A 12,767-nucleotide genomic window follows, 5' to 3' on the forward strand; every position below is an offset into this window, starting at 1 on the left:
TCAAGGCACAATAAAAACCTTAAAAACCATTAAGTTGAATTGGTCTATAACGCCAACGGGGTATTTAATGGCGCCATGTTAAACACAAATAACGTCCTGATTATTGACCTATTTCACAATCTACCCGCAGTAAATAAGTTGTTTAATGGTTTTTATTTACTTAATTATTTTTATAGTTTTTATTGCCGACATGGTGTTTAATAAAATAACCATCTCGATTACATTTAATTAGCAACGTAATTAAGCAACGGGGATTTAACATGGAATGGCTAAATATTCTGATTGTTGAGGATGAAACGCCGTTGGCAGAAATGCATGCGGAATTCATCAAGCAGAATGGCGGGTGCCGGCAGATTTGGCTGGCGGGCACCTTGGCACAGGCGCGCGCAATGACCGAACGCTTCAAGCCCGATCTGATCCTGCTGGATAATTTTTTGCCAGACGGCCAGGGTATAGAGTTGCTGCGCGAACTGACGCTGCAAGGCTACGGCGGTGGCATTGTGTTTATCACCGCCGCCAGCGATATGGACACCGTGGCCGAAGCTCTGCGCTATGGCGTATTCGATTACCTGATCAAACCCCTGGCTTATGACCGTCTGGCGCAAACCCTGCAACGCTTTAGCCAACGGCGTGAAGCGCTGAAAGACAAAGCGCGGGTCAACCAGCGCCGCATCGATGAAATGTTCAACACCTACGCCCGTGGAGGCGATCAGGCCACATTACCCGCCGGTATTGATGAACTCACGCTGATGAAGATCCGCGCCCTGTTTGAAGATCCGCAGGTGCGTCATACGGCGGAAAGCGTGGCGCAGCAAATCGGGCTGAGCCGCACCACCGCCCGGCGCTATCTGGAGTTTTTCAGCGCCAACGATCAATTGGTCGCGGAGATTATTTACGGCAAGGTGGGCAGACCACAGCGGATCTATCGCTCTGTAGGCAATGCGTAAACAGGAGCGCCCATCTAATGGGCTGCTCCCTGGGTTGGCATGTCAATGCAACGGCTTGTGGTGGCGCAAGAAACGCAATGCCGGGATGTTGGTACCTTTGACAAAGATAAACGCCAGCAATAGCGCCCCCCACAGTGCCATGGTGATATAGCTGCTGACGCCCATGATATTCAGCCCGCTCTCCAGCATTTGCAGCAGGAACAGCGCTAGCACAATGCCGAAAATCCTGCCAAACCCACCATCGGGATTAACCCCGCCCAATACCGTCGCCAGGATAGTGATCAGCAACAGTGACTCCCCGTAGGAGGCTTTGGCCGAGTTGAGTTTCGACATCATCAACAGCGCCGCGACGGCGCACAGTAACGAAGAAATCACATAGACCCAAATCAACGTACGGCGGGTATTGATGCCCGAGAAATAGGTGGCTTTTTCGTTGGAGCCAGCCAGGTATATCTGACGGCCCAGCGGGGTCTTGGCCAGCATCAGCCACAGCAACAACGCCACTGCGGCAAACAGATACAGCGGGATGGGAACCCCAAGGAAATAGCTGCGATCCAATGCCAGCACAGCGCTCGGAAAGTTAGAAATCGCCGAGCCTTTGGAAATCAGCACGTTCACCCCTTTGAGCAAGGTCATGATGCCCAAGGTCGCCAGGATCGGGGAAACCCGCACCACCGAGATCAGCACACCATTGATAATCCCGACCACCAGGGCAACCGCAGCCCCCGCCGCCAGCATCAAGATCATCGAACTGAACGTTGGCTCAAGGTGGGTACAAACCCAGGCCATCACCAACGCACTGGCATTCGCCGTGGCGATAATGGATAAATTTATCCCCCCGGTCAGCATGGTGATCGCCATGGCCAGCGTCAATATCCCCGCGACGGGGATTTGTGCGGCAATAGACTGGAAATTGGCGGCAGACCAGAAGACCTGCGGGATCAGCACGCTGAATACGGCCCCTACCAGCACCAACAGTGCCACCAGCCAGCGCTCGGTATGATCACGTTGCGTTGTTTTCGACATGGTTATATCCCTACCTTATGACGTTGACCCCAGGCGGTCATACTGATACTGATGACAATCACCAGCCCGATCACCACGGTATGCCAGTACGACGAAATGCCCAGTAAATTCAGACCATTTTGTAAAATGGCCAGCAGGATCACCCCCAGTAACGTACCGGTTAGCGTTCCACGCCCGCCGACAATACTGGTTCCGCCCAACACCACCGCCGCCAGCACGGTGAGTTCATAGCCAAGCAACGAGTCCGGTGCCACCGTCAGGACGGTATAGGACTGCACCACCCCGGCAATGCCGGATAAAAAGCCCATATAGCCATAAACAAACAGTTGCAGTTTGAGGATGCTGAACCCCATGCGGGATGCCGCTTCCTGATTGCCACCCAACGCATAAATTTGCCGGCCAATGCTGGTGCGGGTCATCAACAAGGCCGTGACGATAATCGTCGTCAGCAAAGTCAGAATGGGCAGCGAAAGACCATAGTCATAGCCATCAGCAGCGGTGAAAGAAAACAGCATCGGCCCATGTTCGAACCATTCCGGATAGGTATACAGCCAGACGCCCCGGCTGAGATACAGCAGTAACCCGTAGAATATGTTCAGCGTAGAAATGGTGATAATGATCGATGGCACCCGCAGGCGATTAACCAATAGCGCGTTAATCAGCCCCAGCAATAACCCAATGCCTCCCGCCAGGGCGAAAGCCACCGGGAAGTTGCCACCATATTTCACAATTAAGGTCACCATGACATATTGCGAGATAATGGTCATCGCCGGGAATGAAATATCAATGCCGCCAGAAATTAATACGATAAACAGGCCACACGCCAAAATGGTCAACATGGCATAGTTATTAATCAGATCATAAATATTGGCGAGTGTCAGAAAGTCTGGGCTGGTGAAAGCAAGATAGGTCGAAATAATCAAGATAGTGAAAGCCAGCATCACTTCATGGCGTTTCAGGTGTTCTTTAGTCAATAAACTGCTTTTTGCTACCGCAGATTTATTCAGTGTATGAGGGTTAACCATTGACCACCTCCGCAATGGCGGCTTCGCTGCTTTGACTTGGCAAGAACTCCTGCACCAACTGCCCGGACCGCATCACGACAACACGGTGACTATTGAAGTAAGCCTCATCAATCTCATCACAAACCATTAGCACCGCGATCCCTCGATCTGCCAATGCGTTGATAATGTTATAAATACCGGCCTTATTGGCGATATCGACGCCCACGGTCGGCGAATCGAGGATCAGGATTTGCGGGTCGGTGGCCAGCCATTTGGCGATGGAGATGCGCTGCGCATTGCCGCCGGATAGCGTATTGACCGGCAGATCGCTATTGCCGATTTTGATCGCCAGGTGCTTGACCATATCTTCGACCAGCGTATCGACCCGTTCGGCCCGCATCAGGTGAAAGGCATTTTTCAGCCGGTGTAATACCGTGGCGCTGATATTGTCACGGATGGATTGCTCCATAATCAGTCCGGTGCTCATGCGGTCTTCCGAGACATAGCCCACACCAGCGGCAATGGCATCGCGGTTACTGGTAAAACACATCGGCTTATCGTTGATACGAATGGTCCCCGACTCAGGTTGAGTCAAGCCGAACAGGCTGAGGCACAGTTCGGTGCGGCCTGAGCCAAGCAGACCAACCAGGGCGACAATCTCGCCAGGATGTAACTGCAATGAGATATTTTGGTATTCGTTGCCACGGGAAAGTTCTTCCACAGACAGCACAACCGGGCGCGTTGCGCTGTATGGCGGCAATACCTGGAAATCAAATTTCATATCCGTCATCAGCCAGGCCAACCGGTGATTATCCACCTCGGCGGCAGGATAAGTACCGACCCAATTGCCATCTTTCAATACGGTAATGCGGTCGGAAATCTCCAGCACTTCGCTCAGGCGGTGGCTGACAAACACTACGCAGATATTGCGCGATTTCAGTTCATGCACCACCCGTAGCAGGCCGTTGACCTCTTGCCGGGTTAGCGACGCAGTAGGTTCATCCATAACGATGAGGCGCGCATCCTGTGCGAGTGCCCGGCAGATCGCGACCAACTGTTTCTGGGCGATTGGTAAATTCTCCACCAATTCGTCCAGATTAAGGTGGGCATCAATACTGTTAATCACCCGCTCGGCGGTTTCGCGCATCTGACGTTTATTCACCCATAGCTGATGGTGGTAATGGTTCATGGCGATATTCTCGGCCACGGTCAGATTCGGAAACAATGACAGGTCCTGATAAATAACCTGGATCCCCAGGCGAACGGATTCAATCGGTGTCAGAGTGGCATAGGTTTTGCCATCAATAATAATGGCAGCATCCGCATCGGGTTGGTAAACGCCGGAGATAATCTTGATCAGCGTTGATTTACCACAACCGTTCTGCCCGGCAAGGCAGTGCACCTCGCCCGGCAGCAGGGTCATCGCCACCTGATCCAGCGCCTTGACGCCATAAAAGGTTTTACTGATATTTTCCAGGGTAATAAATGGCTGCATACATCCTCTTACGCCAGGCGGGTATGGGTTGCAGAGCCGAACAGACCTCCGGCTCTGCGGTAATGCGGTGAATCAATACAGAGAATCCACGTTGTCTTTGGTGACGCGCAATACGTTGTGGAACTGGATCAGGTGCTTATCCTGATCAACTTCCGCTTTACCCACCCCTGGGATCTCCATCCCCGTTTCGATTTTCTCTCCTTTCAGCACTTTGTCGGCGACGGCCGTTAATGCATAACCGGCAGAACCTGGGTCATAGGTGACACCCATGGCGATATCACCACTTTTAACCAGCGACGCAGCCTGAGAAGGGATCATCATGCCAAACACGTGGACCTTGTTTTTCGCCCGTTTTTCTTTCACTGCGCGGCCTGCCCCAATCGGGCCTTGCGAACCGAAAGCCACAATCCCTTTCAGATCGCTGTGCGCTTTCATCAGATCCAGCGTGGTGCGGCGCGAGTCATCAATGCTCTCGGCGACAGGCATACGGCTGGTCACTTCAAACATCTCCGGGTAATGCTCTTTCTGGTATTTAACAAACAAATCGGCCCACAGGTTATGTTGCGGTACGGTCAGGCTGCCAACGTAAATGACATAGCCCCCTTTGCCGCCCATCGCCTTGGCCATTTCTTCCACGTTGTCGGCGGCGAATTTGGCGTTATCGATGATTTCGATATCCCAGTTGGCGCTTGGCTGCCCCGGTGATTCGTTGGTTAATACCACGATCCCGGCGTCACGCGCTTTCTTGAATACCGGCTCCAGCACATCGGCATCATTTGGCACGATGCTGATGGCACTGACTTTCTTGGCAATTAAATCCTCTATGATTTTCACTTGCTGCGGGGCATCGGTACTGGAGGGGCCAACCTGATAGGCCTTGATCCCGAGGTCTTTACCGGCACGTTCCACCCCTTCCCCCATGCGGTTAAACCACGGCATCCCGGCGATTTTCGAGATATTGACGACTTCCACTTCCTGCGCCAATGCACTTCCCGAGCACGCCATCATGCTGAACAGGCTGGCGGCCAATAACGTTTTAACACTCAGTTTTTTCATCTATTGAGGCTCCCGGATCGAATGTAGGTGAGATGATTGCGGTCAAGAAATGACGTAACACATTGGTAGTATTTATATTTTATTTTCTTTCTTGAGTGATGGAGCTTGACCGGGATGCTGATTTTACATCTGCTCAACATTTCCCGTAGAGGGACTCTACAACCTCGATAGCTATTTTCCCCATATCCTTGAATGCTATTTATATGGACAAATCTGCAACTTTCCGGGTTTGCGACGGGGGTCATGATCCAAAGGGGGGAGGCAACTAAGCCCGCCATTTTAATGTCAAGTTTGTTAACTCCCTTCCATTTTGCAGCGCAGCAGTTGCCAGCCAGAGTTTTCCTGCGCATGATGCGGAAAATCTCACACTTTGTTACAAGGCTTATGATTAACGTTGCACTGATTGATGATCATGTAGTGGTCCGCTCCGGGTTTGCTCAATTGCTGTCACTGGAAGAAGATATCCGTATCATCGGCCAGTTCGATTCGGCGGCACAGGCTTGGCCACATCTGCTGCGCGATCCGATCGACGTGGCGGTACTGGATATCGCCATGCCAAACGAAAGTGGCCTCAGCCTGCTTCAGCGTTTGCGCCAACAGCGTCCGACGTTTCGCGCCATCATTCTCAGCATCTACGACACCAATGCCTTCGTGCAAAGCGCTATCGATGCCGGCGCCGGTGGTTATCTCACCAAACGCTGCGGCCCCCATGAGCTGGTGCAGGCAGTACGCGCCGTCAGCAGCGGTGGACTTTATCTGTGCGCGGACGCTTTGCGCGCACTGCGCCATACGCCGCAGCCACCAAAAGAGCTACAGGTGCTCACTCCGCGCGAAAAAGAAATCTTCGATCTGCTGGTCAACGGTCTGAGTGTCAAAACCATCGCCCAGCAACTGACCTTAAGCCATAAAACCGTCCAGGTGCATCGCGCCAACATCCTCGGCAAACTGCATTGTGATACTACTGTTGAACTGGTGCATTTCGCACTGCAACATCAACTGCTTGCCGGGAGTTAACCAGTGCCGCCAATGGTGCGCCGCTTGGCGCTTTCGCTGTTTTTGGCGCTGTTTTTTACCCTCAGTTGGCTGGCCCTATGGACCATCAGCCTGCACCTGAGCCATGACGGCCAACATGCCGTGCTGCTGTTCCCCCAAGGACTGCGGCTAGCGCTGTTGATCCTGTTACCCCGGCGTTATTGGCCTACGCTGCTATTGGCAGAAACCGCTACGCTGCTGTGGTTGTATGACCAGCAATTGCTGAGCGATCGCTTGGTGCTGTTGCTGCCCTGGCTGAGCCTGCTGCCCGCCTGGGGCACGCAGCGGCTGTGGTATCGCTATCACCTGTATTGGCAGCGCCTGTCGCTATTGCTGGCGGCGATCGCCGTCAATGCGCTGCTGTGCGGGGTGCTGGCAGGGTTGTGGCTACCCATCACCGTTAGCCAGACGTTGCTCACCAGCTTTACCGGCGGCGTGCTGCTGGTGCCCTTTGTCTATCTGATTTATACCTATCTGCGCCAGCAACTGGTGACGTCAATGCCCGTTCCGCGCCCCTCGACGCCACAGCTACGTACCTCACTGTTGCTGTGGTGTTCGCTGTTTCTCACCATGGGGATCTGCTTACAGCTGGCGATCGCACCAGAGATGGAGCGACTGCTGCTGATCTTCATTTTTCTGCCCAACGTGTTTATGGCATATCGCTTTGGCTGGCAAGGGGGCGTGCTGGCGGCGCTGTTTGGCAGCGTGATGATCACCCTCACCCGCCAGGCCGGTGGCGCTTTCCAGGAGCTGCGCGAGCTGGAGCTATTCCTTTCCACCCAGGCACTGTTGGGCATTGGCTTGGGGATTGCCATCAGCCGCCAGCAGCAACTGGCGCAAAAGCTAGAGCGTTATCGCCAGCAGTTGGAACAGGAATTAACGGCCAAACGCCAGCTGATGGAGCGGCTGATCGGGACCGAAGAAGAGGTGCGCAAAGCCATCGCACGCGAATTGCATGACGAGATCGGCCAGAATATTACCGCCATCCAGATCCAGGCCATGCTGGTGAACCGCAGCGCCACCGCCCCGGCGGCCCGCCTGGCCGCCGAACAGATTGATTCGTTATCGCAACGTATTCACCACACCACGCGCACCCTATTACGGCAATTGCGCCCGCCGGTGTTGGAAGAGATGGCGCTGGAAAAGGCCCTGCATCACCTGGCCGATGAGTTTTCCTTTGCCGAACAGGGGATCGGCTTCCAGTTGGATTACCGCCTGCCCGCCACGCCAGATGATGAAACCCTGGTGTTTACCCTCTACCGCGTTGCGCAGGAGTTGCTCAATAACATCAGCAAACACGCCTGCGCCAGCCATGTGCGTTTGAGCCTGACGCAAAGCCACCAGACGATCACCCTGGAAGTGCGTGACGACGGTCAGGGGATGCCGTTGCAGCCTACCAGCGGCTTTGGCCTGCGCGGCATTGAGGAGCGGGTGCGCGCATTAGGGGGCGACTGGCGGCTCCAGCGGCGTAACGGCACGCGCATAATTGTTAACCTGCCCACAAAATTGAACAAAAATCCCGGCTGACTAGGACTAAGTCTTAGTCGCCTAAAACCTTGTCTCATCCCTTTCACTTTTCAAGTCCCTACACTGCTTTCATTGTCTGGAGGATCCCATGGCATCGGCCACGCTAACAGCTGAACAAATCAGTGCCCGCTATCGCTACTGGCGACCGCGCCTGATGTTTTCGATGATCGTCGGCTACGCCGCATTCTATCTGACACGCAAAAGCGTCAGCTATGCCATGCCGGTGATGCAGCTCGAACTGGGGTTGGACAAAGGGGATATCGGCCTGCTGGGTACGCTGTTTTACCTGGCCTACGGCGGCTCGAAGTTTGTCTCCGGCATCGTCAGCGATCGCAGCCAGGTGCGCTGGTTTATGGGGGTCGGGCTGTTTATCACCGGCGTGCTGAACATCGTGTTCGCCTTTTGCCATTCGCTGACGGCGCTGCTGGTGGTCTGGACGCTAAACGGATTCTTTCAGGCCTGGGGCTGGCCGCCCTGCGCCAAGATGCTCACCAGTTGGTATTCACGCAATGAGCGTGGCTTGTGGTGGGGCACCTGGAATACCTCGATCAGCCTGGGCGGTGCGGCCGTACCGTTACTGTCCGGCTATATGGCTTCGCACTACGGTTGGCAGGCAGCCCTGTTACTGCCGGGAGCCATCGGGATGCTGATCGGGCTGTGGCTATGCTGGCAACTGTGCGGCAAACCGCAGCAGCAAGGATTACCCAGCGTAGGCCGCTGGCGCCGCGATCCGCTGGAGCTGTGGCAGGAGCAACAAAGCCCGGCAATGCCGATGCGGCGGATATTGTATGACACCATTTTGCGCAATCCGACCATCTGGTTGCTCGGCGTGTCCTACATCCTGGTGTACCTGATACGCATCGCGCTGAACGATTGGGGCAACATCTGGCTGGCGGAAAGCCACGGCGTCAACCTGATGAAGGCCAACGCCACGTTGTCACTGTTTGAACTGGGTGGATTGTTTGGCGCGCTGTTTGCCGGTTGGGGATCGGACCTGCTGTTTCGCGGCCTGCGAGCACCGATGATCCTGCTGTTCTCCATCGGGCTGTTTTTGACGACGACTGCGCTGTGGCTGGCCCCGTTGCACCATTACGGCTTGCTTTCAGCCTGCTTTTTCGGCCTCGGCTTTTTTGTGTTTGGGCCGCAGATGCTGATCGGGCTGGCCGCCACGGAGCACTGCCATAAGGATGCGGCCGGTACCGTCACCGGGTTTCTCGGCCTGTTCGCCTATCTGGGGGCCGCGCTGGCGGGTTGGCCGTTAGCTCAGGTGTTACAGCTTTACGGCTGGTATGGCTTCTTTGCCCTGCTGGCACTGGCCGCCACCTGCGTCGGCCTGCTGTTGATGCCGCTGCTGATGGCCGGGCAACTACGGCAACAATAAGCGTAACTTTTATACGGTGGTGAGGAGGGAGCTCCGGTGCTGTTCCCCATTATCAGAGAAGAAATTGGTTTGCTTTACCCTACAAAGACAACAACAAAAAAGGATGACTCTATGAAATTGACACCTCTCAATACCCTGCTGGCCACCACGCTGGCGCTGACTGCCCTGGCCGGAACCGTGCAGGCCAAAGGCCGTCTGGTGATCTATTGCAGCGCCACCAACGCCATGTGCGAAGAAGAAGCCAAAGTGTTCGGAGAAAAGTACGACGTCAAGACCAGCTTTATCCGCAACGGCTCTGGCAGCACCCTGGCCAAGGTAGACGCGGAGAAGAAAAACCCGCAGGCCGACGTGTGGTATGGCGGCACGCTGGATCCGCAATCGCAGGCGGGTGAAATGGATTTGCTGGAGGCGTACGCGTCACCCAACCTGGAGCAAATCATGCCGCAGTTCCGCGATCCGGCCAAACGTAAAGGCAACTACTCCTCGGCGGTGTATATCGGCATTCTCGGCTTTGGCGTCAACACCGACCGCCTGAAAGAGAAAAACCTGCCTGAGCCCAAGTGCTGGAAGGATTTGACCAACCCGATCTACAAAGGGGAGATCCAGATCGCCGATCCGCAAAGCTCCGGCACCGCCTACACCGCACTGGCCACCTTTGCGCAGCTGTGGGGCGAAGAAGCCGCCTTTGATTACCTGAAACAGCTGAACGGCAACATCTCACAGTACACCAAGTCCGGTATCGCCCCGGCCCGTAACGCCGCTCGCGGTGAAACCACTATCGGCATCGGCTTCCTGCACGACTATTCGCTGGAAAAAGAGAAAGGCGCTCCGTTAACGCTGGTTTCCCCATGCGAAGGTTCCGGCTATGAAATCGGCGGCATCAGCATTCTCAAAAACGCCCGCAATATGGAGAACGCCAAGCTGTTCGTGGATTGGGCACTATCTAAAGAAGCGCAAGAGCTGTCCTGGAAGAAAGGCCAGTCTTACCAGATCCTGACCAACACCACGGCAGAGACCTCCCCTAACTCGCTGAAGCTGGATCAGTTGAAACTGATCGACTACGACATGGATACCTACGGGGCTTCCGACATGCGTAAAAAGCTGATCACCAAGTGGGTTAACGACGTGAAGATGGGCCATTGATCCCATCCCGTCTCTTTCGGGCGTGAACCTAGCGCCCGCTTCAATTTAGTCAACTCCGGGGAATACCATGTCTGAAACCATTACCTTGCGCAGCGCGCAGGGGCGGGATCCCATTTTCTACTGGTTGCTGGTGGCGCTGGCCGGTTTCGCCCTGCTACCGTCTTACAGTCTGGATTACGGGCTGCTGGAAGCGACCCGCGAAGAGCTGCTGGCGGCCTACGGATGGTCGCATGCAGGCTTGGCCGTGCTGTGGTTTGCCGCCCCGCTGCTGCTGCTTGTGCGCCCACCAATTGCTACTGGCCGCGAACAACGTGGCCGCCACCTGTTTGATGCCGGTTATGCTCTGGCCTGTGGGTTTTTGGTGTTTATCAGCGCCGCCGCGACCGGCACCGGGATGGGGTTCGCTACCCTGCCGCTGCTGTTGGCCATGGGCGCGGTGATCACCCTGGCACTTTCAAGGCTGGAGTGGCTGGGTGGCGATCGTTTCGTGCTCGGTTCACTGGTCGCGGTGATCGCCCTGATCGTGCTGTTTATCATTTACCCCAGCATCGCCATCTTTATCCCGATGTTCACCGATGAGAGCGGTGCCTTCGCCCCGCTGGCGTTTATGCAAACGCTCGGGCAGGCGCACATCCTGCAGGTGATCTGGAACTCCTTCCTGCTGTCGGTCGCCGTAGGCATTGGCTGTACCTTCTTTGGTATGGTGCTGGCGATTTATACCACGCGTATTGCCCGCCGTTCGGCCGTGATTGGCCGTATCTTCTCGATCCTGCCGATCGTGACGCCCCCCTTCGTGGTGGGTCTGGGGGTTACGCTGATGATGGGCCGTTCCGGCTACATCACCGAGCTGATGGTGACCTGGTTTGGCCTGACCAACACCAACTGGCTCTACGGCTTTACCGGGATCTGGCTGGCCCAGGTGCTGGCCTTTACGCCGATGTCATTCATGATCCTCGATGGGGCCATCAAGACCATCCATCCGTCGCTGGAAGAAGCGTCCTACACGTTGCGCGCCAACCGTTTCCAGACCTTCACCCAGGTGTTTATGCCGCTACTGAAACCGGCATTGGCTAACTCGTTCCTGATCGTGATTGTGCAATCGCTGGCGGACTTCAGTAACCCGTTGGTCCTCGGCGGCAACTTCGACGTATTGGCTACGCAGATCTACTTCTACATTACCGGTGCACAGCTTGATTATCAGGCGGCCAGTACGCTGGGCGTCGTGCTGTTGATGTTCTCACTGTTGGTGTTCTGCGTGCAGTACATGTGGATCGGCAAACGTTCCTACGTGACCATTTCCGGCAAATCCAACCACGGCGACGTACAGCCGCTACCGGTAACGCTGGTGTGGGGCGTCTCACTGATGCTGTATGTGTGGATCGCCTTCAATATCCTGCTGTACGGCAGCATTTTCTACGGCAGCTTTACCGTTAACTGGGGCGTGGACTACACGCTGACGCTGGACAACTTCAGCAAGCTGTTCGGTCAAGGATTCAGCGACGGCGCCTGGCCTTCCCTGCTCGATACCTTACTGTACGCCGGGATTGCGGCACCGATCACCGCCATCTTCGGTCTGCTGATTGCCTACATCGTGGTGCGCCAGCAGTTCCAGGGCAAAAAAGTGATCGAGTTCAGCACCATGCTGTGCTTCGCAGTGCCTGGCACCGTGGCCGGTGTTTCCTACATCCTGGCGTTTAACAGCGCGCCGGTTTACCTGACCGGCACGGCGGCCATCGTCATCATTTCGATGGTGATGCGTAACGTGCCGGTGGGGATCCGCGCGGGTATCGCCGGTTTGGGGCAGTTGGACAAGTCACTGGATGAGGCCTCCCTCAGCCTGCGTGCCGGTTCGCTTCGCACCATTGTGTATATCCTGCTGCCTTTGCTGCGCCCGGCGATCCTCTCGGCGTTGGTCTACAGCTTTGTGCGCGCCATGACCACCGTCAGCGCCATTGTTTTCCTGGTGACGCCTGATACACGTGTCGCAACGTCCTACATCCTGAATCGGGTTGAGGACGGCGAGTACGGTGTAGCCATCGCCTACGGTTCGATCCTGATCGTGGTGATGCTGGCGATTATTTTCCTGTTTGATTTCCTGGTTGGCGAAGCGCGGGTCGCGCGTTCCAAAGCCCGAAATGCGGCCTGATACCCGGCGG

At 55.4% G+C, this 12,767-nt stretch carries 10 protein-coding genes; 6 read left to right on the top strand and 4 right to left on the bottom strand.

Features of this window, described 5'->3' with window-relative positions:
• Positions 1-260: 260 nt before the first annotated feature.
• Positions 261-947, top strand: a complete 687-nt coding sequence (gene dpiA, locus ACRDCA_RS00670) for a two-component response regulator DpiA (RefSeq protein ID WP_438687848.1) — start codon at positions 261-263, stop codon at positions 945-947.
• Between the two features lie 42 nt (positions 948-989).
• Here the strand turns inward: dpiA and ACRDCA_RS00675 are convergent, their stop codons facing one another.
• From ACRDCA_RS00675 to ACRDCA_RS00690, 4 genes are all read right to left on the bottom strand, one after another.
• On the bottom strand, positions 990-1,973 hold the full coding sequence (locus tag ACRDCA_RS00675) for an ABC transporter permease (protein ID WP_438687849.1): 984 nt from the start codon (positions 1,971-1,973) through the stop codon (positions 990-992).
• A 2-nt stretch (positions 1,974-1,975) separates the two neighbouring features.
• Positions 1,976-2,914, bottom strand: coding sequence for an ABC transporter permease (locus tag ACRDCA_RS00680; protein ID WP_438687995.1), 939 nt, complete (start codon positions 2,912-2,914; stop codon positions 1,976-1,978).
• Positions 2,915-2,990: 76 nt separating this feature from the next.
• Complete coding sequence (locus tag ACRDCA_RS00685; protein WP_438687850.1) at positions 2,991-4,472, bottom strand: sugar ABC transporter ATP-binding protein; 1,482 nt, start codon at positions 4,470-4,472, stop codon at positions 2,991-2,993.
• A gap of 72 nt (positions 4,473-4,544) precedes the next feature.
• Positions 4,545-5,480: an autoinducer 2 ABC transporter substrate-binding protein gene (locus ACRDCA_RS00690; RefSeq protein WP_438687996.1), complete on the bottom strand. Its 936-nt coding sequence runs from the start codon at positions 5,478-5,480 to the stop codon at positions 4,545-4,547.
• A 432-nt stretch (positions 5,481-5,912) separates the two neighbouring features.
• On the opposite strand from ACRDCA_RS00690, the gene ACRDCA_RS00695 reads away from it, so the two are divergent.
• The 5 genes from ACRDCA_RS00695 to ACRDCA_RS00715 all read left to right on the top strand — a co-directional run bounded on the left by ACRDCA_RS00695 (position 5,913) and on the right by ACRDCA_RS00715 (position 12,757).
• Complete coding sequence (locus tag ACRDCA_RS00695; RefSeq protein ID WP_438687851.1) at positions 5,913-6,542, top strand: response regulator; 630 nt, start codon at positions 5,913-5,915, stop codon at positions 6,540-6,542.
• A gap of 12 nt (positions 6,543-6,554) precedes the next feature.
• The gene (locus ACRDCA_RS00700) at positions 6,555-8,087 is read left to right on the top strand and encodes an MASE1 domain-containing sensor histidine kinase (protein WP_438687997.1); all 1,533 of its coding nucleotides are present in this window, start codon (positions 6,555-6,557) and stop codon (positions 8,085-8,087) included.
• Positions 8,088-8,175: 88 nt separating this feature from the next.
• Positions 8,176-9,468 (top strand): MFS transporter family glucose-6-phosphate receptor UhpC, encoded by a 1,293-nt coding sequence (gene uhpC / locus ACRDCA_RS00705; RefSeq protein ID WP_438687852.1) that lies wholly within the window; start codon positions 8,176-8,178, stop codon positions 9,466-9,468.
• Between the two features lie 111 nt (positions 9,469-9,579).
• Positions 9,580-10,611, top strand: coding sequence for an ABC transporter substrate-binding protein (locus ACRDCA_RS00710; protein WP_438687853.1), 1,032 nt, complete (start codon positions 9,580-9,582; stop codon positions 10,609-10,611).
• A gap of 67 nt (positions 10,612-10,678) precedes the next feature.
• Positions 10,679-12,757: an ABC transporter permease gene (locus ACRDCA_RS00715; RefSeq protein ID WP_438687854.1), complete on the top strand. Its 2,079-nt coding sequence runs from the start codon at positions 10,679-10,681 to the stop codon at positions 12,755-12,757.
• The last annotated feature ends 10 nt before the right edge of the window (positions 12,758-12,767 follow it).

Source organism: Serratia sp. (in: enterobacteria), assembly GCF_051654945.1.
GTDB lineage: Bacteria > Pseudomonadota > Gammaproteobacteria > Enterobacterales > Enterobacteriaceae > Chania.

Bases quoted from the DNA above. Each gene is read 5' to 3' on its own strand.
- ACRDCA_RS00680 (WP_438687995.1), bottom strand. From the start codon at position 2,914: ATGCTGGCTTTCACTATCTTGATTATTTCGACCTATCTTGCTTTCACC.
- ACRDCA_RS00690 (WP_438687996.1), bottom strand. From the start codon at position 5,480: ATGATGGCGTGCTCGGGAAGTGCATTGGCGCAGGAAGTGGAAGTCGTC.
- ACRDCA_RS00715 (WP_438687854.1), top strand. From the start codon at position 10,679: ATGTCTGAAACCATTACCTTGCGCAGCGCGCAGGGGCGGGATCCCATT.
- dpiA (WP_438687848.1), top strand. From the start codon at position 261: ATGGAATGGCTAAATATTCTGATTGTTGAGGATGAAACGCCGTTGGCA.
- ACRDCA_RS00700 (WP_438687997.1), top strand. From the start codon at position 6,555: ATGGTGCGCCGCTTGGCGCTTTCGCTGTTTTTGGCGCTGTTTTTTACC.
- uhpC (WP_438687852.1), top strand. From the start codon at position 8,176: ATGGCATCGGCCACGCTAACAGCTGAACAAATCAGTGCCCGCTATCGC.
- ACRDCA_RS00695 (WP_438687851.1), top strand. From the start codon at position 5,913: ATGATTAACGTTGCACTGATTGATGATCATGTAGTGGTCCGCTCCGGG.
- ACRDCA_RS00685 (WP_438687850.1), bottom strand. From the start codon at position 4,472: ATGCAGCCATTTATTACCCTGGAAAATATCAGTAAAACCTTTTATGGC.
- ACRDCA_RS00675 (WP_438687849.1), bottom strand. From the start codon at position 1,973: ATGTCGAAAACAACGCAACGTGATCATACCGAGCGCTGGCTGGTGGCA.
- ACRDCA_RS00710 (WP_438687853.1), top strand. From the start codon at position 9,580: ATGAAATTGACACCTCTCAATACCCTGCTGGCCACCACGCTGGCGCTG.